A 24,775-nucleotide genomic window follows, 5' to 3' on the forward strand; every position below is an offset into this window, starting at 1 on the left:
CGCAAGGAGATCATCGTGGATTTCACTCTGCCCGAACACCTTCTGAGCCTGCTGGCTGAGATGGATGCGTTCATCGAGGCTGAGATCAAACCGCTCGAACGTGAGCACATGCAGTATTTCGATCAGCGCCGAGAGTACGCGCGTACCGATTGGGACAACGGTGGCATCCCGCGCCGGGAGTGGGAGGATCTACTCGACGAGATGCGGCGTCGTGCGGACAAGGCCGGCTGGTTGCGGTACGGGTTGCCGTCGAAGTTCGGTGGTCGCGACGGCAGCAATGTGGACATGGCGGTGATTCGGGAGCATCTGGCGCACAAGGGACTTGGCCTGCATAACGATCTTCAGGACGAGTCCTCGATCGTCGGTAATTTCCCGCAGGTCATCATGATGGACCGGTTCGGCACCGATGCGCAGAAGGCCGAGTGGATCGAGGCCATGCTGACCGGTAAGCGGTCGATGGCGTTCGGGTTGACCGAACCCGACCACGGCTCGGATGCCACCTGGCTGGAGACCACGGCGGTGCGCGATGGCGACGATTGGGTGATCAACGGATCCAAGCGCTGGAACACCGGTGTGCACCGGGCCACCCATGATCTGGTGTTCGCCCGTACCTCCGGTGAGGCCGGTCAGGCCCGCGGAATCAGCGCGTTCCTGGTCCCCTGTGATGCCAAGGGTTTCGAGGTGCCGTTCTATTGGTGGACGTTCAACATGCCGACCGATCACGGCGAGGTCGAACTGCGCGACGTGCGGGTTCCCGCCGACGCCGTGCTCGGCGAGCTCGATCACGGGCTGGAGGTGGCCCAGACGTTCCTGCACGAGAACAGGATTCGCCAAGCGGCCAGCAGCCTGGGGGCCGCGCAGCACTGTATCGACCGCGCTGTGGAGTATGCCGGCAAGCGGGTGACGTTCGGCAAGCCGCTGGCGGTCAATCAGGCGGTGCAGTGGCCGCTGGTGGAGTTGCAGACCGAGGCGCAGATGGTGCGGCTGCTGGTGCGCTATGCGGCCTGGGAGCTGGATCGCAACCACCATCTCGAGGTGTCGGACAAGGTGTCGATGGCCAACTATCGCGCCAATCGCCTGGTGTGTGAGGCGGCCGATCGGGCCATGCAGGTGCATGGCGGCGTCGGGTACAGCCGGCACGAGCCGTTCGAACACATCTATCGCCATCACCGCCGCTACCGGATCACCGAGGGGGCTGAGGAGATTCAGATGCGGCGGGTGGCCCAGCGGATGTTCAAGTTCGGCAAGCCGGCCCGCTGACGTGGCCGCTGAGACACTGTCCGCCGATCTGGCCGGGGTGCTGGCCCCGATCCTCGGTTCGGGAACCGAGATCGACAATCTGCGCGCGCTGACCGGCGGGGCGAGTCGCACCACGTGGGCGTTCGACGCGGTGACCGGAGCACAGCGCCGCGCCCTGATCCTGCGGACCGGACCGCCCGACGATGTGCACGCCGGGATGGAGCTGGAAGCCGCCGTCCAGAAGGCCGCCGCGGCCGCCGGGGCCCCGGTTCCCGACGTACTGGTCGCTTCCGATTCCGTTGAGACACTGGGTAATCCGTTTCTGATCTGCGGAGAGATCGCGGGCGAGACCATCGTGCGACGCATTCAGCGCAACCTCGACGACGATGGCCGCGCCGCACTGCTGCGGCAATGCGCGCAGGCGCTGGCCGCGATCCATCGCGGCGCTACCGACGCCCCCGGCCTGGCCGCGCAGGACGATGTCGCCGAATGGCGGCTGCGCCTGGACGAAATGGGCGACACCACAGCCACATTCGAATGGGCATTCCGGTGGCTTGAGGCGCACCGACCGCCGCCCTCTCCCCTGCGGCTGGTGCACGGCGACTTCCGGATGGGCAACCTGATCGTCGAGGGCTCGAACCTGGCGGCCGTGCTGGACTGGGAACTGGTCCATATCGGCGAGATCTATGAAGACCTCGCCTGGTTCTGCATCCGGGCCTGGCGCTTCGGCGCCCCGGCGACCATGGCCGCCGGCGGGCTGGGCAGTATCGACGATTTCATCGCCGCTTACGAGCAGGCCGGCGGCTCACACGTCGACCGCACGGCATTGCAGTGGTGGCTGGTGGTGGCCACCCTGCGCTGGGGGGTGATCTGCCGATTCCAGGCCGAACGCCACCTGTCTGGCCAGACCCGATCGGTCGAACTCGCCGCGATCGGGCGGCGCGTCTGCGAAACCGAATGGGATCTGCTGGACCTGCTGGAAGGCGCGTCATGAGCGGGCTCAACGGGCGGCCCACCGCCGCCGAACTCGTCGCCGCCGTCGCCGAATTCCTCGAAGGCGACGTCCGGGACAGCACCACCGGGTCGGTCAACTTCCACGCCCGGGTCGCCGCCAACGTCCTGCGCACCGTCGAACGCGAGCTGCTCGACCAGAGCGCGGCCGAACCGCTGGCCGCACTCGAACAACTCGGCTACCCGGACGAAAACACCCTTGCCACTGCCATCCGCGCCGGCGACCTCGACGACCACGACCTCATGGCGACGCTGCGAGCCCTGGTCCGCCACCGACTCGCCATCGCCCACCCCGGCTACGACCAACCCGAAGGAGCGACGCGCTGATGCCCACCCACGACCAGATCATCGAGGTGGCCGACCAGCTGTTCGCCGCCATCGCCGGCGGTGATGTCGCGGCTGTCACCGCACTGTGGTCCGAGGACGTCGCTGTCTGGCACTCGGGCGACGATCGTGACAACGACAAGCGGCGCGCGCTGAAGGTGATCCGCTGGTACGTCGGCGCCACCACCTACCGGCACTACGAGGTGCTCGACCGGCAGGTGTTCGACGGCGGGTTCGTGCAGCAGCACCTGCTGCACTCCACGACCAACAGCGGTGAAGACGTGGCACTGCGGGTATGTCTGGTCGTGAAAATCGGCGACGACGGTTTGATCCGGCGTATCGACGAGTATTTCGATCCCGCCGAACTGGCACCGCTGTTGTCCTGAAAGGGGTCCCCATGGCGCAACTACAGGCACTGCTCGACGAAGCCGGCAATTGGCAACTGGTGTCGGACCGATCCTCGGTGCGGTTCAAGAACAAGACGTTCTGGGGCTTGGCCACCGTCACTGGCGAATTCACGGAAGTGCGCGGTGCGGGCCAGATCGCGGCGAACGGCACGGTGTCCGGCGGGCTCATCATCGGGGCGGCGTCGCTGAAGACGGGTATCGGGAAACGCGATGACCACTTGCGTTCGGCCGATTTCTTCGACGTCGAGGAGCATCCGACGATCCGGGTCGAGGTGACAGGCGTGGAGCCCGCAGGGACGAACACCGCCACTGTGCACGCCACCCTGACCGTGCGCGGCACCACCCAACCGCTGCCCATGACCGCCACCGTCGACCGGTTGGCCGACGGGACTGTGCAACTGACGGCGCACACGACCGTCGACCGCACCACGTTCGGTGTCAGCGGCAACATGGCCGGCATGATGCCGGTGAACACGACGCTGCTGGCCGACGTCGTCTTTGCCAAGGTTGACTAGAACCTGCCGAACGCGCTAGGCGGCAGGGGTTTTCGCAGTAGCATCGTCGGCGTGTCTCGTCCCGGTGCACAACCACTGCACGTCCTGGTGTACAGCAGCAATGCCCGCACCCGCGAGCAGGTGCGGCTGGCGCTGGGTAAGCGCGTCCATCCCGAGCTCCCCGAGCTGACCTACACCGATGTCGCGACCGGCCCCATGGTGATTCAGATGATGGACGCCGGCGGGTTCGATCTGGTGATCCTCGACGGCGAGGCCGCACCGACAGGCGGCATGGGCATTGCCAAACAGCTCAAGGACGAGATCGACGACTGCCCGCCGGTGCTGGTCCTGACCGGCCGGCCCGACGATGCGTGGCTGGCCAACTGGTCGCGCGCGGAGGCGGCGGTGCCACACCCGATCGATCCGATCCGGCTCGGCGACGCGGTCGTCGATTTGCTACGCACCCCGGTGTAACGCACTAAACGCCAAATACGCTGTCGCCCTTGCCCTCTCGGCGAGAGATGGGCCGCGCTCAGCTATACAAGCCATCCTAACGAAATCGCGACAGCGAGTCTCAAGATCGCTAGGCTGTGTCGTAGCTCACATCTCCAGCCCAGCGAGGAGTGACACAGCCATATGAGTCTCTACACACCCATCTTGGTGTTGGGGGTTATCGCCGCGGCGTTCGCGATCGTGTCGGTGGTGATCGCGTTGGTGATCGGTCCGCGGCGGTTCAACCGCGCCAAGCTCGAGGCGTACGAGTGCGGGATCGAGCCGGTGGCCGGGGAGCCGACCGGTCAGCGGTTCCCGATCAAGTACTACCTGACCGCGATGTTGTTCATCGTGTTCGACATCGAGATCGTGTTCCTCTATCCGTGGGCGGTTTCGTTCGATGCGTTGGGGACGTTCGCGCTGGTGGAGATGCTGATTTTCATGGGGACGGTATTCGTGGCGTACGGGTATGTGTGGCGCCGGGGTGGGCTGGAATGGGATTAGAAGAGCAGCTGCCGGGCGGCATCTTGTTGTCGACGGTGGAGAAGGTGGCCGGGTTCGTCCGCAAGGGGTCGCTGTGGCCGGCGACGTTCGGGTTGGCGTGTTGTGCGATCGAGATGATGGCAACGGCTTCGCCGCGGTTTGATATCGCCCGGTTTGGGATGGAGCGGTTTTCGGCCACCCCGCGGCAGGCGGATCTGATGATCGTGGCCGGGCGGGTGAGCCAGAAGATGGCCCCGGTGTTGCGGCAGGTGTATGACCAGATGGCCGAGCCGAAGTGGGTGCTGGCGATGGGGGTGTGCGCCTCCAGTGGGGGGATGTTCAACAACTACGCGGTGGTTCAGGGTGTGGATCATGTGGTGCCGGTGGATATTTATCTGCCGGGTTGTCCGCCGCGTCCGGAGATGTTGTTGAACGCGATTCTGGCTCTGCACGCCAAGATCGCCGAGATGCCGTTGGGGGTGCATCGCGCCGAGGCCATCGCGGCGGCCGAACAAGCCGCACTGGCTGCTCCCACCACCCTGGAACTCAAGGGGCTGCTGCGGTGACCGGTGGGCAGGAGCGCAGCGACCGGGGAATTGGCACCGACAACAACGACGAGGTCATCGGTGTTCGCCATGGCATGTTCGGCATCAACGGCAGCGGCGACACCTCCGGGTACGGCCGGCTGGTCCGCGAAGTTGCCTTGCCCGGCAGCACACCACGGCCCTACGGCGGCTACTTCGACGAGCTCGTCGACAGATTGGCAGAAGTGCTGACTCCCGACGTGTTCGGCGCCGCGGTCGAGCGCGTGGTCGTCTTCCGGGGCCAGCTGACCCTGGAGATCCGCCGCGAGCACCTGCTGTCCGTCGCACAGGCGTTGCGCGACGACGAGCAGCTGCGGTTCGAATTGTGTTGTGGTGTTTCGGGTGTGCATTATCCGGATGACAGTGGTCGTGAGTTGCATGCGTTTTATCCGTTGATGTCGATCACGCATAACCGGCGGGTGCAGGTCGAGGTGGCGTGTCCGGACGCCGATCCGCATGTGCCGTCGCTGTTTTCGGTGTATCCGACGGTTGACTGGCATGAGCGGGAGACCTACGACTTCTTCGGGATCGTATTCGACGGTCATCCGGGTTTGACCCGTATCGAGATGCCCGATGACTGGGTGGGCCACCCACAACGCAAGGACTACCCGCTGGGTGGTGTTCCCGTCGAATACCACGGCGCCCAGATACCCCCGCCCGACGAACGCAGGTCGTATCACTGATGAGCACCGAAGAGAACGTGATCGTCCTGGGTGGCCAGGACTGGGAGGACATCGTCGCTGCCGCTCGCAAGGGCGAGGCCGGCGAACGGATTGTGGTCAACATGGGCCCGCAGCATCCCTCCACCCACGGGGTGTTGCGGTTGATCCTGGAGATCGAGGGCGAGACGGTCACCGAAGCGCGGTGCGGTATCGGCTATTTGCACACCGGCATCGAGAAGAATCTGGAGTACCGCACCTGGACCCAAGGTGTGACGTTCGTGACGCGGATGGACTACCTGTCCCCGTTTTTCAACGAGACCGCGTATTGCCTTGGCGTGGAACGGCTTCTGGACATCACCGACGACATCCCGGCCCGCGCGAGTGTGGTGCGGGTGATGTTGATGGAACTCAACCGCATCTCCAGCCATCTGGTGGCGCTGGCCACCGGCGGCATGGAGCTGGGGGCGATGACGCCAATGTTCTTCGGCTTCCGGGAACGCGAGTTGATTCTCAATGTGTTCGAGGCGATCACCGGGTTACGGATGAACAACGCCTACATCCGCCCCGGGGGCTTGGCGATCGACCTCCCCGATGACGGACCCCAACGCGTGCGGGATTTGTTGAAGATTTTGCCGGGCCGGTTGCGTGAACTCGAAGACCTGTTGACCGAGAGCTACATTTGGAAGGCCCGCACCCAAGGGATCGGCTATCTGGATCTGACCGGCTGCATGGCTTTGGGGATCACCGGCCCGGTGCTGCGCTCCACCGGCCTGCCCCACGATCTGCGCAAGACCCAACCCTATTGCGGCTATGAGACCTACGACTTCGACGTTGTCACCGCCACCGGCGCGGACTGCTACGGCCGCTATCTGATCCGGGTCGGCGAAATGCACCAATCACTGAAGATCGTCGAACAATGCTTGGAGCGGTTGGAGCCCGGCCCGGTGATGATCAGCGACAAGAAGCTGGCCTGGCCCGCCGACCTCCAGTTAGGCCCCGACGGGTTGGGGAACAGCCCGGCCCATATCGCCAAGATCATGGGCACCTCGATGGAAGGCCTGATCCACCACTTCAAACTGGTCACCGAGGGCATCCGGGTGCCCGCCGGGCAGGTGTACACCGCGGTGGAATCCCCGCGCGGCGAGTTGGGCGTGCACATGGTCTCCGATGGTGGCACCCGCCCCTATCGGGTGCACTACCGCGACCCGTCGTTCACCAATCTGCAAGCGGTGGCCGCGATGTCGGAAGGCGGCATGGTCGCCGACGTCATCGCCGCCGTCGCCAGTATTGATCCGGTCATGGGAGGTGTCGACCGATGAATCCCATCGACCTCGTCCTCGGGCCCCGGCCCGAAGAACCCGGCCCACCCATCAGCGGACCCACCCACTACAGCCCCGAGGTGGATCAACGGTTGGCCGGCGATGCCGCCACGATCATCGCCCGCTACCCGCAGGCCCGCTCCGCCTTGCTGCCCCTGTTGCATCTGGTGCAATCCGAGGACGGGTATGTCACCTCCGCCGGAATCGCTTTCTGTGCACGTCAACTCGATCTGACCGAGGCCGAAGTGGCTGCGGTGGCCACCTTCTACTCCATGTACCGCCGCACCCCCACCGGGAAGTATCTGGTCGGGGTGTGCACCAACACCCTGTGCGCCATCATGGGCGGCGACGCCATCCTGGACACCCTGCAAACCGATCTCGGTCTCCACGCTGGGGACACCACCGCCGACGGCGCCATCACCCTCGAACACATCGAGTGCAACGCCGCCTGCGACTACGCCCCCGTCATCATGGTCAACTGGGAATTCTTCGACAACCAAACCCCGGCCACCGCACGCGAACTCATCGAACACATCCGCGCCGGCCACACACCACACGCCACCCGCGGCTCGGAGGTCTGCTCCTTCCGCGACACCGCGCGGACGCTGGCCGGGTTGCCCCGAGACGCCGAGTCCGGCGGTGGCCCGCCGGGCGCGGCGACGTTGGCCGGCCTGCGGGTGGCCCGCGAACTCGGCATGTCAGCACCCCCGGTTCCCGAGAGCGAGGTGTGATGTCGCCTGCGACACCGCTGACGCCGGTGCTTAGCCGGTTCTGGGACGAACCCGAACCGTGGACGCTGGAAACGTATGTGCGCCATGACGGTTATCAGGCGCTGCGCACCGCGCTGAGCATGAAGCCCGACGACGTCATCGCGACGGTCAAGGAGTCAGGCCTGCGTGGGCGCGGCGGTGCGGGTTTTCCGACCGGCACCAAGTGGTCGTTCATCCCGCAGGACGCGACCGGAGCAGGCGCCAAACCGAAATATCTGGTGGTGAATGCCGACGAGTCGGAACCCGGTACGTGTAAAGACATTCCACTGATCCTGACCACTCCGCACTTCCTGGTTGAGGGTGCGATCATCGCGGCGTACGCGATCCGGGCACGCCACGCCTTCATCTATGTCCGTGGTGAGGTGGTGCCGGTATTGCGGCGACTGCAGGCGGCCGTGGCCGAGGCGTACGCGGCTGGTTATCTCGGCACCGACATCCAGGGCTCGGGGTTCGATCTGGATCTCATCGTGCACGCCGGGGCCGGAGCCTACATCTGCGGTGAGGAAACCGCCCTGCTCGACTCGCTCGAAGGCCGGCGCGGCCAGCCCCGGCTGCGCCCACCGTTCCCTGCGGTCGCCGGGCTGTATGCCTGCCCGACCGTCGTCAACAACGTCGAATCGATCGCCAGCGTCCCGCCGATCCTGCTGGGTGGCGTGGACTGGTTCAAGTCGATGGGCTCGGAGAAATCGCCTGGCTTCACGCTGTATTCGCTGTCGGGGCATGTCACCACGCCCGGACAGTACGAGGCGCCGCTGGGTATCACATTGCGTGAATTGCTCGACTACGCCGGCGGGGTGCGCACCGGCCACGAGCTGAAGTTCTGGACCCCCGGCGGATCGTCGACCCCGTTGCTGACCGCCGAACACCTGGACGTGCCACTGGATTACGAAGGCATGGCGTCGGTCGGATCGATGCTGGGCACCAAGGCGCTGCAGATCTTCGACGAGACCACCTGCGTGGTACGGGCGGTGCGGCGCTGGACCGAGTTCTACGCCCACGAGTCCTGCGGCAAGTGCACACCCTGCCGCGAAGGAACCTACTGGCTCAGCCAGATCTACGAACGGCTCGAGACGGGGCGGGGCACCGAAGAGGATATCGGCAAGCTGCTCGACATCTCCGACACCATCTTCGGAAAGTCGTTCTGCGCGTTGGGTGATGGCGCCGCATCGCCGATCATCTCGTCGATCAAGTTTTTCCGCGCCGAATACGAGGCCCACCTGAACGGCGGGTGCCCGTTCGACCCGTACGCCTCGATGCTGGCCGCACCGGAAGGGGTGGGAGCCTGATGACGCAGACCTCAGATACTGACGCACCGGCACCAGCCGTGGAGATGGTCAATCTCGTGATCGACGACGTCGAGGTCGCGGTTCCCAAGGGCACGTTGGTAATTCGGGCCGCGGAGTTGATGGGTGTGCAGATCCCGCGCTTCTGCGACCACCCGCTACTCGATCCGGTCGGCGCCTGCCGGCAATGCCTGGTCGAGGTGGAGGGCCAGCGCAAGCCGATGGCCAGCTGCACCACCACCGTGTCCGAGGGCATGGTGGTGCGCACCCAGTACACCTCCGAAGCAGCCGACAAGGCTCAGCACGGGGTGATGGAACTGCTGCTGATCAACCATCCGCTGGACTGCCCGGTGTGCGACAAGGGCGGGGAATGCCCCCTGCAGAACCAGGCGATGTCCAACGGCCGGGTCGAGACGCGGTTCACCGATATCAAACGCACCTTCCCCAAACCGATCAACCTGTCGACCGAGGTGCTGCTGGACCGGGAACGCTGCGTGCTCTGCGCCCGCTGCACACGGTTCTCCGAGCAGATCGCCGGCGATCCATTCATCTCGCTACTGGAACGCGGTGCGCTGCAACAGGTGGGCATCGCCCCGGGTGAGCCGTTCGACTCCTACTTCAGCGGCAACACGGTGCAGATCTGCCCGGTCGGGGCGTTGACCGGCGCCGCCTATCGATTCCGGGCCCGCCCGTTCGATCTGGTGTCCAGCCCCAGCGTCTGTGAGCATTGCGCCTCGGGCTGCGCCCAGCGCACCGATCATCGCCGCGGCGTGGTGCTGCGCCGCCTCGCCGGTGACGACCCGGAAGTCAACGAGGAGTGGAACTGCGACAAAGGCCGCTGGGCCTTCACCTACACCCGCGTCGGCGACCGCATCACCACCCCGCTGGTGCGCGACGAGAACGGTGCCCTGCGCCCCGCGTCCTGGTCCGAGGCCATCGCCGTGGCCGCCGCGGGATTGTCATCGGGCCGGGCCGGTGTGCTGGTGGGTGGACGGGTCGGCACGGAAGACGCCTATGCCTACGCCAAGTTTGCGCGAATGGCATTGGGCACCAACGATATCGACTTCCGCTCCCGGCCGCACTCGGTGGAGGAGCAGGAGTTCCTGGCCGCGGCGGTGGCCGGCCGTCGCGAGGTGAACTACGCCGATCTGCAGAACGCCCCGGTGGTGGTGCTGGTCGGGTTCGAACCCGAGGACGAGTCGCCGATCGTGTTCCTGCGGCTGCGCAAGGCGGTGCGCAAACACGGCCTGAAGGTGGTCACGATCGCGCCGTTCGCGTCGTCGGGATCGGTCAAGCTGGCCGCTCGAGTGGTGGCGACCGAACCCGGCCAGGAGGCGTCCGCCCTCGACGCGCTCGCCGACGAGCTACCACCGGAGGCGATCATCCTCGCCGGGGAACGGCTGGCCACCAGCCGCGGCGCGTTGTCGGCCGCGGCACGCGTGGCGCAACGCACCGGTGCCCGGCTGGCCTGGATTCCCCGCCGCGCCGGTGACCGCGGCGCCGTGGACACCGGCTGCCTGCCCAACCTGCTGCCAGGTGCACGTCCCGTCACTGATCCCGCTGCCCGCCAACAGCTCACGAGCGCGTGGCATGTCGACGAACTCCCCACGACGCCGGGCCGCGATACCACCGCGATCCTCGCCGCCGCAGCCGACGGCGAGCTCGACGCGTTGCTCATCGGCGGGGTGGATCCCACCGATCTGCCCGAGCCGCACGCCACACTCGCCGCGATCGAGTCGACCGGCTTCGTCGTCAGCCTCGAATTGCGAGAATCCTCGATCACAGCGCTTGCCGACGTGGTGTTCCCGATCGCACCGGTCGTCGAGAAGGCGGGCTCATTCCTGAACTGGGAGGGCCGAATTCGCCCCTTCGAACCTGCCCTGCCCGCCAACTCGTTCCCCGACCTCCGGGTGCTGCAGATCCTTGCCGACGAACTCGGGGTGGACCTGGGATTCCGCACCGCCGAGGAAGCCCGCGAAGAGATTGCGGCGCTGGGAACCTGGGATGGCGAACGGCCCGCTCCCCCAGCCGTCGCGCCGAAGGACCCGACGCCGCTGGAGCCGGGCGAGGCAGTCTTGGCCGGCTGGCGAGTGTTGTTGGACGACGGTCGATTACAGGACGGGGAACCGTATCTGGCGGGTACGGCGCGACCGGTGGTGGTGCGGTTGTCGGCGGCGACGGCGGCCGGGATCGGCGCGGCCGACGGGGATGTGGTCGCGGTGTCGACCGGCCGGGGTGCGATCCAGGTGCCGCTGGTGGTCACCGAGATGCCCGACGGGGTGGTGTGGCTACCGCTGAACTCACCGGGCAGTGCCGTGCACGAACAACTCGGCGTCACCACGGGTGCCGTCGTGTGCATCGAGCGGGAGGCGGGCGCATGAGCTATCCGGATATGACGGTGTTCGGCCACGATCCGTGGTGGCTGATCCTGATCAAGGCCGTCGCGATCTTCGCCTTCCTACTGCTGACCGTGTTGGTGGCAATCCTGCTGGAACGCAAGATCCTGGGCCGCATGCAGATGCGGTACGGACCCAATCGGGTCGGGCCGTTCGGCATCCTGCAATCGCTGGCCGACGGCATCAAACTCGCGCTGAAAGAGGGTCTGACACCGGCCGGGGTCGACAAGCCGATTTATTTGATGGCGCCGGTGATTTCGGTGATCCCGGCGATCCTGGCGTTCGCGGTGATCCCGCTGGGCCCGGTGGTCTCGGTCTTCGGGCACCGGACACCGTTGCAGCTCACCGATCTTCCGGTCGCGGTGCTCTACATCCTGGCGGTCACCAGCATCGGGGTGTACGGCATCGTGCTGGCGGGCTGGTCCTCGGGCTCCACCTACCCGTTGCTGGGCGGACTGCGCTCGAGTGCGCAGGTGATCTCCTATGAGATCGCGATGGCGCTGTCGTTCGCGGCGGTGTTCCTCTACGCGGGCACCATGTCCACCTCGGGCATCGTGGCCGCCCAGGAACACACCTGGTACGTCTTTCTGCTGCTGCCCTCGTTCGCGGTGTATGTCACCTCGATGGTCGGGGAAACCAACCGGGCCCCCTTCGACCTGCCCGAGGCCGAAGGCGAACTGGTGGGCGGCTTCCACACCGAATACTCCTCACTGAAGTTCGCGATGTTCATGCTCGCCGAGTACGTCAACATGACCACCGTCTCGGCCCTGGCCACCACCCTGTTCCTCGGCGGCTGGCACGCACCGTGGCCGATCAGCCTGATCGAGGGCGCCAACACCGGGTGGTGGCCGTTGATCTGGTTCGTGGCCAAGGTATGGACATTCCTGTTCGTGTTCATGTGGCTACGCGCCACCCTGCCACGGCTGCGCTACGACCAATTCATGGCACTGGGCTGGAAACTACTCATCCCGATCTCACTGGTCTGGATCATGATCGTGGCCGTCCTGCACTCGCTCGGCCACGTCGGCATCATCCCCAACCTCATCGCCGCCGCGGTGCTGCTGCTGGTCCTGCTGGGCGCGAACTCGCTGCGGCACAAGATCTCCCAGCGCAACACCGCACCGCCACCGCCCGCCGCCGATGCGGGGGCGTTCCCGATCCCTCCGCTGCCCGGTATGCCCGCGTCACGCAAGGAGAAAGCAGATGCCTAAGTTCCTCGACGCGATCAAGGGTTTCGGCGTGACGTTCGGGACCATGTTCAAACGTCCCATCACCGAGGAGTATCCGGAGAAGCCCGGCCCGGTCGCGCCGCGCTATCACGGCCGCCATCAGCTCAACCGCTACCCCGACGGCTTGGAGAAGTGCATCGGCTGCGAGCTGTGCGCGTGGGCCTGTCCCGCCGATGCCATCTACGTCGAAGGCGCGGACAACACCGAGGGCGAACGCTTCTCGCCGGGCGAACGCTACGGGCGGGTGTACCAGATCAACTATCTGCGCTGCATCGGCTGCGGACTGTGCATCGAGGCCTGCCCCACCCGCGCACTGACCATGACCAACGTCTACGAAATGGCCGACGACAACCGCTCAGACCTCATCTACGGCAAGGACAAACTGCTGGCACCCCTGCAACCCGGCATGCAACCACCGCCACACGCCATGGCACCGGGAACCACCGACGACGACTACTACCTCGGCAAGATCACGGGTGATCACGAGGCAACGCGATGACGACCACCCTGCTGGCGGCCGAAATGCTCACCCGCACATCGACAACCGAAGCAGTGGTGTTCTGGATCCTGGCCGTGATCGCTATCGCGGGCGCGGTCGGCGTTGTCGCCGCACCCAAGGCCGTCTACTCGGCGATCTTCCTGGCTACCACGATGATCGCGCTCGCGGTCATGTACGTCGCGCAGGATGCGCTGTTCCTCGGGGTCGTCCAGGTGGTTGTCTACACCGGCGCCGTGATGATGCTCTTCCTGTTCGTCCTCATGCTGATCGGTGTCGATTCGTCTGAGTCGCTCGTGGAAACGATTCGTGGCCAACGCATTGCGGCTATCGCGGCCGGCCTGGGATTCGGGATTCTGCTGATCGCCGGGATCGGCACCGTGGCCACCACGGGATTCGTCGGGCTGACCGAAGCCAACGCAGGCGGCAACGTGCAGGGCCTGGCGATGCTGATCTTCACCCGGGACCTGTGGGCCTTCGAGCTGACCAGTGCGCTGCTGATCACCGCGGCGCTGGGCGCGATGGTGCTCGCCCACCGAGAACGCTTCGAGCGACGCAAGACTCAGCGAGAGTTGGTCATCGAACGATTCGCCACCGGCGCCCGCGCCACCCCGCTGCCCAATCCCGGGGTCTACGCCCGACACAACGCCGTCAACACCCCCGCCCGGCTACCCGACGGTTCGGACGACGAATCGTCGGTGAGCACCATCCTTCGCACCAACGGGAACGGTCAGCGATGAGTCCGGACAACTACCTGTACCTGTCGGCGTTGTTGTTCACGATCGGTGCCGCGGGAGTGTTGTTGCGGCGCAACGCGATCGTGATGTTCATGTGCGTGGAGCTGATGTTGAATGCCTGCAATCTGGCGTTCGTGACGTTCTCCCGCATGCACGGCCATCTCGACGGTCAGGTGGTCGCCTTCTTCACCATGGTGGTGGCCGCCTGCGAAGTCGTGGTCGGCCTGGCGATCATCATGACCATCTTCCGCACCCGACGCTCCGCCAACGTCGACGACGCTCACCTGCTGCGGCACTGATGCAGACCTTGGTGTGGTTGACCATCGCCCTGCCGTTGGCCGGGGCGGTGATCCTGCTGCTGGGCGGCAAAGCCACCAACACGTGGGGACACCTACTCGGGTGCGCCGCCGTGATCGGCGCCTTCGCCTGCGGCGCCGTGCTGTTCACCCACCTGCTGGCGCTGCCGGGCGAGGACCGGGTCGTGCACGAGGTGTTGTTCTCCTGGGTTCCGGTCGGCGTCCTGCGGGTCGACTTCGGCCTGCAACTCGACGCCCTGTCCATGTGTTTCGTCCTGCTCATCACCGGCGTGGGTGCCCTCATCCACGTGTATTCGATCGGCTACATGAAAACCGATCCCGGCCGCCGCCGGTTTTTCGCCTACCTCAACCTGTTCGTCGCTGCGATGCTGCTGCTGGTGTTGGCCGACAACTACCTCGGCTTGTACATGGGCTGGGAGGGGGTCGGTCTGGCCTCCTACCTGCTGATCGGATTCTGGTCGCACAAACCCAGCGCCGCGACCGCCGCCAAGAAAGCGTTCATCGTCAACCGGGTCGGCGACATGGGCCTGGCGATCGCGCTGATGGTGCTGTTCGCCACCCTCGGCTCAGTCACCTACAGCACCGTGTTCACCGCGGTCCCGCAGATGACATCCGGGGTGTTGACCGCCATCGGGCTGCTCCTACTACTCGGCGCCTGCGGAAAGAGCGCCCAAGTCCCCTTGCAGTCCTGGCTCGGGGACGCCATGGAAGGCCCCACCCCCGTCAGTGCTTTGATCCACGCCGCCACCATGGTCACCGCCGGCGTCTACCTCATCGTGCGCTCCGGTCCGATCTTCACCGCCGCCCCCGCCGCCCAGACCGCCGTCGTCACCGTGGGTGCGGTCACCCTGTTGTTCGGCGCAATCATCGGCTGCGCCAAAGACGACATCAAAAAAGCCTTGGCCGCCTCCACCATGTCCCAGATCGGCTACATGGTGCTGGCCGCCGGACTCGGGCCGGCCGGCTACGCGGTCGCGATCATGCACCTGCTGACCCACGGCTTCTTCAAAGCCGGCCTGTTCCTCGGTGCCGGCTCGGTCATGCACGCCATGAACGACGAAACCGACATGCGGCGCTACGGCGGCCTACGCACCCTGCTGCCCATCACCTTCGTCACCTTCGGCCTGGGCTACCTGGCGATCATCGGCGTACCGCCGTTCGCCGGGTACTTCTCCAAAGACGCCATCATCGAAACCGCCCTCAACAGCGGCAGCCTCAAGGGCTTCCTACTGGGCGGTGCCGCCCTGCTGGGCGCGGGAATCACCGCCTTCTACATGACCCGGGTGATGCTACTGACGTTCTTCGGCCAGAAACGCTGGAAACCCAACACCCACCCCCACGAATCCCCCGCAAGCATGACCGCACCCATGATCGTGCTAGCCGTCGGCTCCGTCGGCGCCGGCGCTCTACTCGCCCTTGGCAACACCCTCGAGCACTGGCTCGAACCCGTCGTCGGAACCCACGAAACCCACCACCTCATCCCCACCTGGATCACCACCCTCACCGCACTCGGCGTCGTCGCCATCGGCATCGCGGTCGCCTACCGGCAGTACGCGAACCACAAGGTGCCCGAGACCGCCCCGCTCGACGTGTCCGCGTTGACCGTGGCAGCGCGCAACGACCTCTACGGCGATGCGTTCAACGAGGCCGTGTTCATGCGCACCGGGCAGGAACTGACGAAAGGCCTTGTGGTCGTGGATGAGAAGGGTGTCGACGGCGTAACGCAGGGGCTCGCGCACGTGGTCGGCCGCATCTCGGACCGCCTGCGCCAGGTGCAGACCGGGTTCGCCCGCTCCTATGCGCTGTCTATGTTGGCCGGCACGGCACTGGTGATCGCCGTCGTCCTCTTCACGGCGTGGAGGTGAGCACGATGACAACCATTCCCTGGCTGACCATCCTGTGGGCGATCCCCGTTGTCGGTGCGGCGCTGATCATCGTGCTCCCGGCCTCGCTGCGGCACTTCGCCAAGTACGCCGGCGTGGTCGTCTCGCTGGCGGTGCTGGCGCTGTCGCTTCTGCTCGCGGTGCGGTTCGATCCGGCGGGCACGCAGTTCCAGTTCGTCGAAAACCACCCGTGGATACCGTCATTCGGCACCGGCTACATCCTCGGCCTCGACGGGATCGCGCTGGCACTCGTCGTTCTCACCGCCGTCCTGATGCCGTTGCTGCTGATCGCCGGCTGGAACGACGCCGACGACCGGCCGGGCTTATCCGGCCGGGCGCCGCACAGTTACATCGCGCTGATGCTCGCCGTCGAGGGCATGGTGATGATGTCGCTTGTCGCGCTGGACATCCTGCTGTTCTACGTGTTCTTCGAAGCCATGCTGATCCCGATGTACTTCCTGATCGGTGGCTTCGGCGGCGAGAACCGGTCCAAAGCGGCGGTGAAGTTCTTGCTGTACAACCTGTTCGGCGGGTTGATCATGCTGGCCGCGGTCATCGGGCTCTATGTCGTCACGTCGGCCAGCAAGACGTTCGACGCCGGCACGTTCGACTTCCGCGCCATCGCCGACGCCGTCGCAACCGGAGCGTTCACCATGCAACCCGGTGTCGCCAACGCCCTGTTCCTCGGCTTCATGTTCGCGTTCGCGGTGAAAGCGCCGCTGTGGCCGTTCCATCGGTGGCTGCCGGATGCCGCGGTACAGGCCACGCCGGCCTCGGCGGTGCTGATGATGGCGGTGATGGACAAGGTCGGCACGTTCGGGATGCTGCGCTACTGCCTGCCGCTATTCCCCGACTCGGCAACCTATTTCCGGCCGGTGATCATCGCGCTGGCCGTGATCGGGATCGTCTACGGCGCCATCCTGGCCATCGGGCAGACCGACGTCATGCGGCTGATCGCCTACACCTCGATCAGCCACTTCGGCTTCATCATCCTGGGCATCTTCGTGATGACCAGCCAAGGTCAGGCCGGCTCGACGCTGTACATGGTCAACCACGGCATCTCCACGGCCGCACTGTTCCTCATTGCCGGCTTCCTGGTCAGCCAGCGCGGCAGCCGGGTGATCGCGGACTACGGCGGCATCCAGAAAGTCGCACCCATCCTCGCCGGCACCTTCCTGATCGCGGGGTTGGCGACCCTGTCGTTACCCGGGCTGGCGCCGTTCATCAGTGAATTCCTGGTCCTCATCGGCACATTCACCCGCTACCCTGCCTTCGCCGTCATCGCATCGGCGGCGCTGGTGCTCTCGGCGGTCTACATCCTGTGGATGTATCAGCGGATGATGACCGGATCGGTCACCGACGGCAACGAGAAGGTGCGGGATCTGCGGCCGCGGGAGCTTCTGGTGGTGGCTCCGCTGATCGGGCTGCTGATCGGGCTCGGGATCTATCCGAAGGTCGCGCTCGACGTCATCAACCCCGCGGTGACCGCGACGCTGACGTCGATTCATCAGCCCGACCCGGCACCCACCGTCGCGGAGGGAACCCGTCCATGAACGCGCCCAGCATCGAATACGGCCAGGTGTCACCGATGTTGATCGTCCTCGGGGTGGCCGTCGCCGGGGTGCTCGTCGAGGCCTTCGCCCCCCGCAAGGCCCGATACCCCAGCCAGGTTGCCCTGAGTCTGGCCGGGCTGGTGGCCGCGTTCGTCGCCGTGGTGCTGCTGGGTCGTGGCCTGCACGGCGGGGTCGGCCAGGCCGTCGTGGTGGGTGCGGTTGCCGTGGACGCGCCCGCGCTGTTCCTGCAGGGCACCATCCTGCTGATCGGGATCCTCGGGGTCCTGTTGATCGCCGAGCGACGAGTACCCGCCGAATTCGACGACAGCGCAGCGGGTTTGGATGCGTTCACCCCCGACGCGTCGGCCGTTCCCGGCAGCGTCGCGGAGAAGATCGCCACCAAAGCCGCGCTGGTGCAGACCGAGGTGTTCCCGCTGACCATGTTCGCCATCGGCGGCATGATGATCTTCCCGGCCGCCAACGACCTGCTGACGATGTTCATTGCGCTGGAAGTGTTCTCGTTGCCGCTGTACCTGATGTGTGGCCTGGCTCGCCGCAGACGGCTGCTGTCCCAGGAATCCGCGCTGAAATACTTTCTGCTGGGCGCGTTCTCGTCGGCTTTCTTCCTCTACGGCATCGCCCTGCTCTATGGCTACGCCGGCACCCTGAGCCTGACCGGTATCGCACGGGCCATCGAGACCAGCACCGACAACACTGCGCTGGCGCTGATCGGCGCGTCACTGGTCACCGTCGGCGTGCTGTTCAAGGTCGGCGCGGTGCCGTTCCACTCCTGGATTCCCGACGTCTATCAGGGCGCACCGACCCCGATCACCGCGTTCATGGCCGCGGCCACCAAGGTCGCCGCGTTCGGAGCGATGCTGCGCCTTTTCTACGTGGCGCTACCCGGCCTCAATCACGACTGGCGGCCCGTGCTGTGGGCGGTGGCCATCCTGACCATGGCCGTCGGCACCGTCACCGCGGTGACCCAGACCGACGTCAAGCGGATGCTCGCGTATTCGGCTGTGGCACACGCCGGTTTCATCCTCACCGGTGTGATCGCCGCCAACCCCGCCGGACTGTCGGCCACGCTGTTCTATCTGTTCGCCTACGGCTTCTCCACACTGGGCGCGTTCGCGGTGGTCAGTGTGGTGCGCGACGCCAACGGTGCTGAGGAGACCGATATGGCCCGCTGGGCTGGGCTCGGTCGCCGCTATCCCCTTGTCGGCGTGGTGTTCTCGCTGTTCCTGCTCGCGTTCGCCGGTATCCCGCTCACCAGCGGTTTCGTCAGCAAGTTCGCGGTGTTCAAAGCCGCCGGGCAGGGCGGAGCCATCCCGCTGGTGGTGGTGGGCGTGATCGCCTCGGCGATCGCCGCCTACTTCTACGTGCGGGTGATCGTGCTGATGTTCTTCACCGACCCACCCGAGAACGCCCCGGAGGTCGTCACGCCGAGCTCGCTGAGCGTCGCGACGATCACCCTGACGGCGGCCATCACGTTCGCGCTCGGTGCGCTACCCCAGCCGCTGCTCGACCTCGTCGACCATGCGGCTAGATTCCTGAACTGATGATCCTTCTCAGCGATAACCACGGCGCCGTCCGGGTCTTGACGATGAACCGGCCCGAGGTGCGCAACGCGTTGAGCACGGAACTGTTCGAGGCGCTCTACGCCGCACTCGGGGAGGCCGGTGCCGACGACTCCGTGCGCGCGGTGGTGCTCACCGGGACCGACCCGGCGTTCTGCGCGGGCGTCGACCTCAAGCAGGCGCAAAACCTGGGCATGGACTACTTCGGCCGGTTCGACAAGATGAACTGCATGAACGCGATCGTCGAGCTGAGCAAGCCGGTCGTCGGCGCGATCAACGGTCCGACGTTCACCGGTGGCCTGGAGATCGCCCTGGCGTGCGACTTCCTGATCGCCTCGGAGCGTGCGGTTTTCGCCGACACTCACGCGCGGGTCGGGATCCTGCCCGGTGGCGGGATGACGGCGCGGCTGCCACGCCTGGTGGGTTCCGGGATGGCCCGGCGCCTGTCGATGACCGGTGAGGTGGTCGACGCGCACCGCGCCGAGAAGATCGGGCTGGTCACCGAAGTGGTTGCCCACGAACAGCTTCTGGACCGTGCGCTCGAACTTGCAGGCCAGATCGCGGAGGTTCCCGGGCCGACCATGGCCGGCTTGAAGGAGATCTATCGCACCGGGACCGCGGCGGTCACCGGGCCGGCGCTGACGGCCGAACGCGCTGTTGCGGGAGCGTCCATGGTGGACACCGCGCAGCTCGCGGCCCGCCAGCGTGAGGTCGCCGAACGCAACAAGCGGCAGATTCACTAGCGCCCAAACCGACGTATGGGCGCGAAAGTGCGAGTAGATCGCAACATTTCGTCGATCTCGGCGCGCGAGTGATTCAATAGGTCTCGTGACAGACTGCGTTCGCACCGGTGCGGCTCTCATCGGCCTGGTGGTACTGGTCAGCGCGTGCGGCAACGCGGAATCGCATCCCGATCAGCTTCCCGAGTCCACCGTCAGTGCCTCGACGGCAGAGGCGAACCCGGCGCAGTCGGCTCACGATGCGCCGGGCTCGATGATTCCCAGGTACGACGACGCCACCTCGCCCGAGGCCAAGACGGGCCGCGATATCCAACAGGAGGCCAACCTCCTGAACCATCTCTCGGATAGCGTCAACAACACCCTCAAACTGCCGCACGACATCCAGTTGGTCGGCAAGCAGTGCGATACGGCCAACGCGTGGTGGGACCCGGCCGAGAACTCGGTGACGCTCTGCTATGAAGAAGCGACGGAGGGTCTGGAGATCTACACCAAGGCCGGTGACGCCGATCCGAGGGCGTCCACCGTCAACGGAGAGATCGCCACCTTCTACCACGAGCTCGGCCATATGGTGATCAGCCTGTACGACCTACCCATCACCGGCCGCGAAGAGGATGTCGCCGACCAGCTTTCGGCCTACATACTGTTGACGCCGGGGCCGGACGGCAAGGTGGACCCGGCCAATGTGCAAGCCATCAAAGACTCAGCACGTGAATTCCAAGGCTATGCCGAGGCCGCCGGTGAACTCGATGACACCGACCTCGCCGGTGGCCATTCGCCGAACAAGGTCAGGGCCTTCAACATGGAATGCTGGCTGTACGGGTCGGACCCGGCGGCCAACGGCGACCTGGTCGGCGACGGCCATCTTCCGCAGAGCCGGGCCGAGCTGTGCGAGGACGAATGGGACAAGCTGAGCCACGCGTGGAGTCAGTTGCTGGGCCCGCACTTGAAGTAGCTGCCCGGAACGACCTCTATCCCAGCGCGGACTCGGTATTCGTGAACGGGGCGAAGCTGCCGTCGAGCACTTCGAGGTGTCCGATGGTCCGTCCGGTGACGACATTGGCATCGACGAGTGCGAGTTCGACTGCGGCGCGAGCGAACTCGTCATCCGGGGACACACTGGCGAACTCGTTGCGGTAGTACGACAAGCCCGGCGTCGGGATCGGCCGCGATGGAGCCAGCGCGTTGACCGCGATGTTATGGCGCTGCAGATCGTAGGCCGCACACCAGGTCAGGTGCTCCAACGCCGCCTTGGATCCCCCGTAGCCGGGCAGCACACCGCCGCCGAAATTCTGGTACGGCCCGTCTCCCGGCACCCGGGAGGCCACCGACGTCACGTTGATGATGGAGCCGACGCCCGCGGCGAACATGTCAGGGGCGACCAGCTGGATGAGTTCGTAGGAGGCGAAGACGCCGATCTCGAAATGCCGGCGATAGGCATTGGGCGGGATCGCGAGGAAGCCCGGCCAGTCGGCGTTGACCGTAGCCGGTGCGCCCGTGGGCTTCTGCTGCTTCGGTGCGGCGTCGGGCTTGGGTGGACGGCCCGGAGCGGTGAAGGCGGCGTTGTTGACCAGGATCGTGACGGGTCCCAGTGCGGCACGGGTTTCGTCGACGAGCCTGGGCAGGTCATCGCGGTCGAGCAGATCAGCCTGGATGGCCACGGCCCGCCCGCCGGCGGATTCGATGGCCGCGACGGTTTCGCCGATCGTGCCCGGCAGCCGCTCGTCCCACTGCTGTTGGGTGCGGGCCACCACCGCCACCGCGGCGCCTTCGGCGGCCAGGGCCAGCGCGGTCGCGCGGCCCAGTCCTCGGCTGGCGCCGGTGACGATGGCACTTCGGCCGGCCAATCGTCCACTCATCGCGTTCCTCTTCTCTACAGCGCAACCCCGTGCACGAGGATCGCCGCCGTCTGGTCCACCCAGTTCGCGTCGAGATCATCCTCGGGGCGCAACAACAATCGCATCATCGTCGCACCACCGATCAGTTCGATAAGGCGTTCCGGGTCGACATCGGCGTGGACTTCCCGGCAGTGCACCGCCTCCACGAGGCGATCGCGCACTGCGGCGAACACATCGGTGAACCGGGCCATCACCCGGGCGTTGAGGGCGGCGTCGGCACTCATGTCGGCGATCAGGCCAGGCAGCGCGGCGCGCACCACCGGGCTGGTGAAGACGTCGCGGGTGGCGGCCAACATGGCGCGCACGTCGGCGGGGAAATCGCCTGCGGGGGTGGCCAGCGCGGTGGGCGCGGTCGGGAAGGCGGCTTCGTGGACCAGCTCGGCCTTACTGGACCAGCGGCGGTACAGCGCGGTCTTCGTGGTGCCCGCCCGCTCGGCGACAGCCGCCAAAGTCAGATTCGGATAACCGATTTCGACAAGGAGCTCCGCCGTTGCACGCAATATGGCAGCGTCGATACGCGGATCGCGGGGCCGCCCCGGGACCGCGGTCTTGTCAAGCGAAGACGCTTCTGCTTTCATAACGCTACCCACCGTATCGTAATAGGGTTGGAGAGGACAAAGGTGACCAACCAACCGTCTGTAGAAACCGACCTCGATCGGTTGCAGCGTTCCGGCCGTGACGTCAGCACCGTTCCCGCGCTGCTGTCGGAATGGCTGTCCACCGTCATGCCCGGCGGCGTGAAGCCCGAGGTGACTGTCGAAAGCGGCATCGACTCGAATGGCATGTCGTCGGAGACCATCATCCTGACCGGGCGCTGGGAAGAGGACGGCACGAAGGTCGAGCAGAAGTGGGTGGCCCGGGTGGCACCCACCACCGAAGACGTTCCGGTCTTCATCACCTACCGGATGGATCATCAGTTCGACGTCATCCGCCTGGTCGGCGAGCTGACCGACGTTCCGGTGCCGAAGGTGCGCTGGATCGACCCGACTGGCACGGTGCTCGGCGCCCCGTTCTTCCTGATGGACCATGTCGCGGGCATCGTCCCGCCCGACGTGATGCCCTACACCTTCGGCGGCAACTGGTTCGCCGATGCGCCCGCCGAACAGCAGCGCGCGCTGCAGGACTCCACGGTCGAGGTTCTGGCCAAGCTGCACGCGATCCCCAACGCGGCGGACACCTTCGGCTTCCTGGCCGAGGCCGTGCCCGCTGGTGACACACCGCTGCGCCGCCAATTGAACTGGCTCAAGGGCTGGTACGAGTTCGCCGTTCCCGATATCGGCCGCTCGCCGCTGGTCGAAACCGCCTTGGCGTGGCTGGAAGACAACTTCCCCACCGACGTCGCCGCAACCGAACCCGTTCTGGCGTGGGGTGACTCGCGGGTCGGCAACGTACTCTACGAAGACTTCCGCCCGGTCGCGGTACTGGACTGGGAGATGGCCACACTGGGTCCGCGCGAGCTGGACGTCGCGTGGATCATCTTCGCGCACATGGTGTTCCAGGAGCTTGCGGGTCTGGCCGGCATGCCAGGCCTGCCCGACGTCATGCGCGAAGAGGACGTCCGTGCCACCTACGAGAAGCTGACCGGGGTCGAACTCGGCGACCTGCGCTGGTTCTACGTCTACTCCGGAGTGATCTGGTGCTGCGTGTTCATGCGCACCGGCGCGCGGCGCGTGCACTTCGGTGAGATCGAGAAGCCCGAGGACGTCGAGTCGACGTTCTACCATGCCGGCCTACTGCGCCGGCTCATTGAGGAGGCCTGAACCCGCATGCTCGGACCGCTCGACGAATACCCCGTCCACCAGGCGCCGCTGCCGATCGCGTGGCCGGATTCCTCGGATCGAAACTTCTACGACCGCAACTATTTCAATGCCCACGACCGGACGGGCGACATCTTCCTGATCACCGGAATGGGGTACTACCCCAACCTCGGGGTCAAGGACGCCTACGTGCTGGTACGCCGCGGTGACACACAGACCGCGGTACATCTCTCCGACGCGATCGACCAGGATCGCCTCAATCAGCACGTCAACAGTTACCGCCTCGAGGTCGTCGAGCCGCTGCAGAAGATTCGGATCGTGATGGACGAGACCGAGGGCATGGCCCTCGATCTCACCTGGGAAGGCCTGTTCCCAGTCGTCCAGGAGCAGCGGCACGTCATGCGCCAGGGCAACCGGATCACGCTGGACGCGCAGCGATTCGCCCAAGTGGGTTCGTGGGCAGGGCATATCGCCATCGACGGCGAGGAGATCACCGTCGACCCGTCGACCTGGCTCGGCAGCCGCGACCGCTCCTGGGGTATCCGCCCGGTCGGTGAGGCCGAGCCGGCGGGCCGTCCCGCCGACCCGCCGTTCGAGGGCATGTGGTGGTTGTACGTGCCGATGGCCTTCGACGACTTCGCGATCGTGCTCATCATCCAGGAGGCGCCCGATGGCTTCCGCTCGCTGAACGACTGCACGCGGATCTGGCGCGACGGCCGAGTCGAGCAGCTGGGCTGGCCGCGGGTGAAGATCCACTACCGTTCCGGCACAAGGATTCCCACCGGTGCAACCATCGAGGCCACCGATGCCTCCGGTGCGCCACTGCGGTTCGACGTCGAGTCCAAGCTGCCGGTACCGATTCATGTCGGCGGCGGCTACGGCGGCGACTCGGACTGGATCCACGGCACCTGGAAGGGCGAGAAGTTCACCGAGCGGCTCACCTACGACATGACCGACCCGGGCATCATCGGGCGTTCGGCGTTCGGCGTGATCGACCACGTCGGACGCGCGGTCTGCCACGACGGCACCTCGTCGTTCGAGGGCTGGGGTCTGTTCGAGCACGGCGCGCTGGGTCGCCACGACCCGTCGGGCTTCGCCGACTGGCTGACGGTCGCGCCCTGACA

26 protein-coding genes are annotated in these 24,775 nt (G+C 65.9%); 24 read left to right on the forward strand and 2 right to left on the reverse strand.

Annotated features, from left to right (window positions below):
• Positions 1-15: 15 nt before the first annotated feature.
• The 22 genes from EV580_RS07045 to EV580_RS07150 all read left to right on the forward strand — a co-directional run bounded on the left by EV580_RS07045 (position 16) and on the right by EV580_RS07150 (position 20,951).
• Complete coding sequence (locus tag EV580_RS07045) at positions 16-1,260, forward strand: acyl-CoA dehydrogenase family protein (RefSeq protein ID WP_133690332.1); 1,245 nt, start codon at positions 16-18, stop codon at positions 1,258-1,260.
• Between the two features lies 1 nt (position 1,261).
• Entirely contained in the window at positions 1,262-2,233 is a 972-nt protein-coding gene (locus EV580_RS07050; protein WP_133690333.1) for a phosphotransferase family protein, read from the forward strand.
• Positions 2,230-2,577: a DUF6285 domain-containing protein gene (locus EV580_RS07055; RefSeq protein ID WP_133690334.1), complete on the forward strand. Its 348-nt coding sequence runs from the start codon at positions 2,230-2,232 to the stop codon at positions 2,575-2,577. Before EV580_RS07050 ends, EV580_RS07055 begins: the two co-directional genes overlap by 4 nt.
• Positions 2,577-2,960 (forward strand): nuclear transport factor 2 family protein, encoded by a 384-nt coding sequence (locus EV580_RS07060; RefSeq protein ID WP_133690335.1) that lies wholly within the window; start codon positions 2,577-2,579, stop codon positions 2,958-2,960. The genes EV580_RS07055 and EV580_RS07060 overlap by 1 nt, the downstream gene beginning before the upstream one ends.
• An 11-nt stretch (positions 2,961-2,971) precedes the next feature.
• Positions 2,972-3,496, forward strand: coding sequence for a YceI family protein (locus tag EV580_RS07065; protein WP_133690336.1), 525 nt, complete (start codon positions 2,972-2,974; stop codon positions 3,494-3,496).
• A 51-nt stretch (positions 3,497-3,547) separates the two neighbouring features.
• Positions 3,548-3,949: an Rv3143 family two-component system response regulator gene (locus tag EV580_RS07070; protein WP_133690337.1), complete on the forward strand. Its 402-nt coding sequence runs from the start codon at positions 3,548-3,550 to the stop codon at positions 3,947-3,949.
• 162 nt (positions 3,950-4,111) lie between these two features.
• Entirely contained in the window at positions 4,112-4,471 is a 360-nt protein-coding gene (locus EV580_RS07075) for an NADH-quinone oxidoreductase subunit A (protein ID WP_133690338.1), read from the forward strand.
• Positions 4,462-5,016, forward strand: coding sequence for a NuoB/complex I 20 kDa subunit family protein (locus EV580_RS07080; protein WP_133689969.1), 555 nt, complete (start codon positions 4,462-4,464; stop codon positions 5,014-5,016). Before EV580_RS07075 ends, EV580_RS07080 begins: the two co-directional genes overlap by 10 nt.
• A 74-nt stretch (positions 5,017-5,090) precedes the next feature.
• Positions 5,091-5,717: an NADH-quinone oxidoreductase subunit C gene (locus EV580_RS07085; protein WP_370581725.1), complete on the forward strand. Its 627-nt coding sequence runs from the start codon at positions 5,091-5,093 to the stop codon at positions 5,715-5,717.
• The gene (gene nuoD, locus EV580_RS07090; RefSeq protein WP_133690339.1) at positions 5,717-7,015 is read left to right on the forward strand and encodes an NADH dehydrogenase (quinone) subunit D; all 1,299 of its coding nucleotides are present in this window, start codon (positions 5,717-5,719) and stop codon (positions 7,013-7,015) included. The genes EV580_RS07085 and nuoD overlap by 1 nt, the downstream gene beginning before the upstream one ends.
• Positions 7,012-7,746 (forward strand): NADH-quinone oxidoreductase subunit NuoE, encoded by a 735-nt coding sequence (nuoE, locus tag EV580_RS07095; protein ID WP_133690340.1) that lies wholly within the window; start codon positions 7,012-7,014, stop codon positions 7,744-7,746. Before nuoD ends, nuoE begins: the two co-directional genes overlap by 4 nt.
• A complete protein-coding gene (gene nuoF, locus EV580_RS07100) occupies positions 7,743-9,071 on the forward strand; it encodes an NADH-quinone oxidoreductase subunit NuoF (RefSeq protein ID WP_208114571.1) in 1,329 nt (442 codons plus the stop codon). The genes nuoE and nuoF overlap by 4 nt, the downstream gene beginning before the upstream one ends.
• A complete protein-coding gene (locus EV580_RS07105) occupies positions 9,071-11,449 on the forward strand; it encodes an NADH-quinone oxidoreductase subunit G (protein ID WP_133690342.1) in 2,379 nt (792 codons plus the stop codon). The genes nuoF and EV580_RS07105 overlap by 1 nt, the downstream gene beginning before the upstream one ends.
• On the forward strand, positions 11,446-12,675 hold the full coding sequence (gene nuoH / locus EV580_RS07110) for an NADH-quinone oxidoreductase subunit NuoH (RefSeq protein WP_133690343.1): 1,230 nt from the start codon (positions 11,446-11,448) through the stop codon (positions 12,673-12,675). Before EV580_RS07105 ends, nuoH begins: the two co-directional genes overlap by 4 nt.
• Complete coding sequence (gene nuoI / locus EV580_RS07115) at positions 12,605-13,192, forward strand: NADH-quinone oxidoreductase subunit NuoI (RefSeq protein WP_502703911.1); 588 nt, start codon at positions 12,605-12,607, stop codon at positions 13,190-13,192. The genes nuoH and nuoI overlap by 71 nt, the downstream gene beginning before the upstream one ends.
• The gene (locus EV580_RS07120) at positions 13,189-13,929 is read left to right on the forward strand and encodes an NADH-quinone oxidoreductase subunit J (protein ID WP_133690345.1); all 741 of its coding nucleotides are present in this window, start codon (positions 13,189-13,191) and stop codon (positions 13,927-13,929) included. Before nuoI ends, EV580_RS07120 begins: the two co-directional genes overlap by 4 nt.
• Positions 13,926-14,225 carry an NADH-quinone oxidoreductase subunit NuoK gene (gene nuoK / locus EV580_RS07125; protein ID WP_133690346.1) on the forward strand — a complete coding sequence of 100 codons (300 nt, stop codon included), beginning with the start codon at positions 13,926-13,928 and terminating at the stop codon, positions 14,223-14,225. Before EV580_RS07120 ends, nuoK begins: the two co-directional genes overlap by 4 nt.
• The gene (gene nuoL, locus EV580_RS07130; protein WP_133690347.1) at positions 14,225-16,108 is read left to right on the forward strand and encodes an NADH-quinone oxidoreductase subunit L; all 1,884 of its coding nucleotides are present in this window, start codon (positions 14,225-14,227) and stop codon (positions 16,106-16,108) included. The genes nuoK and nuoL overlap by 1 nt, the downstream gene beginning before the upstream one ends.
• 5 nt (positions 16,109-16,113) lie before the next feature.
• Positions 16,114-17,679, forward strand: a complete 1,566-nt coding sequence (locus EV580_RS07135) for an NADH-quinone oxidoreductase subunit M (protein ID WP_133690348.1) — start codon at positions 16,114-16,116, stop codon at positions 17,677-17,679.
• Positions 17,676-19,241, forward strand: coding sequence for an NADH-quinone oxidoreductase subunit NuoN (nuoN, locus tag EV580_RS07140; RefSeq protein WP_133690349.1), 1,566 nt, complete (start codon positions 17,676-17,678; stop codon positions 19,239-19,241). The genes EV580_RS07135 and nuoN overlap by 4 nt, the downstream gene beginning before the upstream one ends.
• Positions 19,241-20,002: an enoyl-CoA hydratase gene (locus EV580_RS07145; RefSeq protein WP_133690350.1), complete on the forward strand. Its 762-nt coding sequence runs from the start codon at positions 19,241-19,243 to the stop codon at positions 20,000-20,002. The genes nuoN and EV580_RS07145 overlap by 1 nt, the downstream gene beginning before the upstream one ends.
• Positions 20,003-20,087: 85 nt before the next feature.
• Positions 20,088-20,951, forward strand: coding sequence for a DUF4344 domain-containing metallopeptidase (locus tag EV580_RS07150; protein WP_286171481.1), 864 nt, complete (start codon positions 20,088-20,090; stop codon positions 20,949-20,951).
• A 16-nt stretch (positions 20,952-20,967) separates the two neighbouring features.
• Here the strand turns inward: EV580_RS07150 and EV580_RS07155 are convergent, their stop codons facing one another.
• Together EV580_RS07155 and EV580_RS07160 are read right to left on the reverse strand one after the other, a co-directional pair.
• Complete coding sequence (locus tag EV580_RS07155) at positions 20,968-21,855, reverse strand: SDR family NAD(P)-dependent oxidoreductase (protein WP_133690351.1); 888 nt, start codon at positions 21,853-21,855, stop codon at positions 20,968-20,970.
• A gap of 14 nt (positions 21,856-21,869) precedes the next feature.
• Complete coding sequence (locus EV580_RS07160) at positions 21,870-22,472, reverse strand: TetR/AcrR family transcriptional regulator C-terminal ligand-binding domain-containing protein (RefSeq protein WP_133690352.1); 603 nt, start codon at positions 22,470-22,472, stop codon at positions 21,870-21,872.
• A 42-nt stretch (positions 22,473-22,514) separates the two neighbouring features.
• On the opposite strand from EV580_RS07160, the gene EV580_RS07165 reads away from it, so the two are divergent.
• Both EV580_RS07165 and EV580_RS07170 read left to right on the forward strand, forming a co-directional pair.
• Positions 22,515-23,654, forward strand: a complete 1,140-nt coding sequence (locus EV580_RS07165) for a phosphotransferase family protein (protein ID WP_133690353.1) — start codon at positions 22,515-22,517, stop codon at positions 23,652-23,654.
• Between the two features lie 6 nt (positions 23,655-23,660).
• A complete protein-coding gene (locus EV580_RS07170) occupies positions 23,661-24,773 on the forward strand; it encodes an Rv3169 family protein (protein ID WP_133690354.1) in 1,113 nt (370 codons plus the stop codon).
• The last annotated feature ends 2 nt before the right edge of the window (positions 24,774-24,775 follow it).

Source organism: Mycobacterium sp. BK086, assembly GCA_004362315.1.
Taxonomy (GTDB): domain Bacteria; phylum Actinomycetota; class Actinomycetes; order Mycobacteriales; family Mycobacteriaceae; genus Mycobacterium.

Bases quoted from the DNA above. Each gene is read 5' to 3' on its own strand.
- EV580_RS07055 (WP_133690334.1), top strand. From the start codon at position 2,230: ATGAGCGGGCTCAACGGGCGGCCCACCGCCGCCGAACTCGTCGCCGCC.
- EV580_RS07060 (WP_133690335.1), top strand. From the start codon at position 2,577: ATGCCCACCCACGACCAGATCATCGAGGTGGCCGACCAGCTGTTCGCC.
- EV580_RS07065 (WP_133690336.1), top strand. From the start codon at position 2,972: ATGGCGCAACTACAGGCACTGCTCGACGAAGCCGGCAATTGGCAACTG.
- EV580_RS07075 (WP_133690338.1), top strand. From the start codon at position 4,112: ATGAGTCTCTACACACCCATCTTGGTGTTGGGGGTTATCGCCGCGGCG.
- EV580_RS07080 (WP_133689969.1), top strand. From the start codon at position 4,462: ATGGGATTAGAAGAGCAGCTGCCGGGCGGCATCTTGTTGTCGACGGTG.
- EV580_RS07085 (WP_370581725.1), top strand. From the start codon at position 5,091: ATGTTCGGCATCAACGGCAGCGGCGACACCTCCGGGTACGGCCGGCTG.
- nuoD (WP_133690339.1), top strand. From the start codon at position 5,717: ATGAGCACCGAAGAGAACGTGATCGTCCTGGGTGGCCAGGACTGGGAG.
- nuoE (WP_133690340.1), top strand. From the start codon at position 7,012: ATGAATCCCATCGACCTCGTCCTCGGGCCCCGGCCCGAAGAACCCGGC.
- EV580_RS07105 (WP_133690342.1), top strand. From the start codon at position 9,071: ATGACGCAGACCTCAGATACTGACGCACCGGCACCAGCCGTGGAGATG.
- nuoH (WP_133690343.1), top strand. From the start codon at position 11,446: ATGAGCTATCCGGATATGACGGTGTTCGGCCACGATCCGTGGTGGCTG.
- nuoI (WP_502703911.1), top strand. From the start codon at position 12,605: ATGCGGGGGCGTTCCCGATCCCTCCGCTGCCCGGTATGCCCGCGTCAC.
- EV580_RS07120 (WP_133690345.1), top strand. From the start codon at position 13,189: ATGACGACCACCCTGCTGGCGGCCGAAATGCTCACCCGCACATCGACA.
- nuoK (WP_133690346.1), top strand. From the start codon at position 13,926: ATGAGTCCGGACAACTACCTGTACCTGTCGGCGTTGTTGTTCACGATC.
- nuoL (WP_133690347.1), top strand. From the start codon at position 14,225: ATGCAGACCTTGGTGTGGTTGACCATCGCCCTGCCGTTGGCCGGGGCG.
- EV580_RS07135 (WP_133690348.1), top strand. From the start codon at position 16,114: ATGACAACCATTCCCTGGCTGACCATCCTGTGGGCGATCCCCGTTGTC.
- nuoN (WP_133690349.1), top strand. From the start codon at position 17,676: ATGAACGCGCCCAGCATCGAATACGGCCAGGTGTCACCGATGTTGATC.
- EV580_RS07145 (WP_133690350.1), top strand. From the start codon at position 19,241: ATGATCCTTCTCAGCGATAACCACGGCGCCGTCCGGGTCTTGACGATG.
- EV580_RS07155 (WP_133690351.1), bottom strand. From the start codon at position 21,855: ATGAGTGGACGATTGGCCGGCCGAAGTGCCATCGTCACCGGCGCCAGC.
- EV580_RS07160 (WP_133690352.1), bottom strand. From the start codon at position 22,472: ATGAAAGCAGAAGCGTCTTCGCTTGACAAGACCGCGGTCCCGGGGCGG.
- EV580_RS07170 (WP_133690354.1), top strand. From the start codon at position 23,661: ATGCTCGGACCGCTCGACGAATACCCCGTCCACCAGGCGCCGCTGCCG.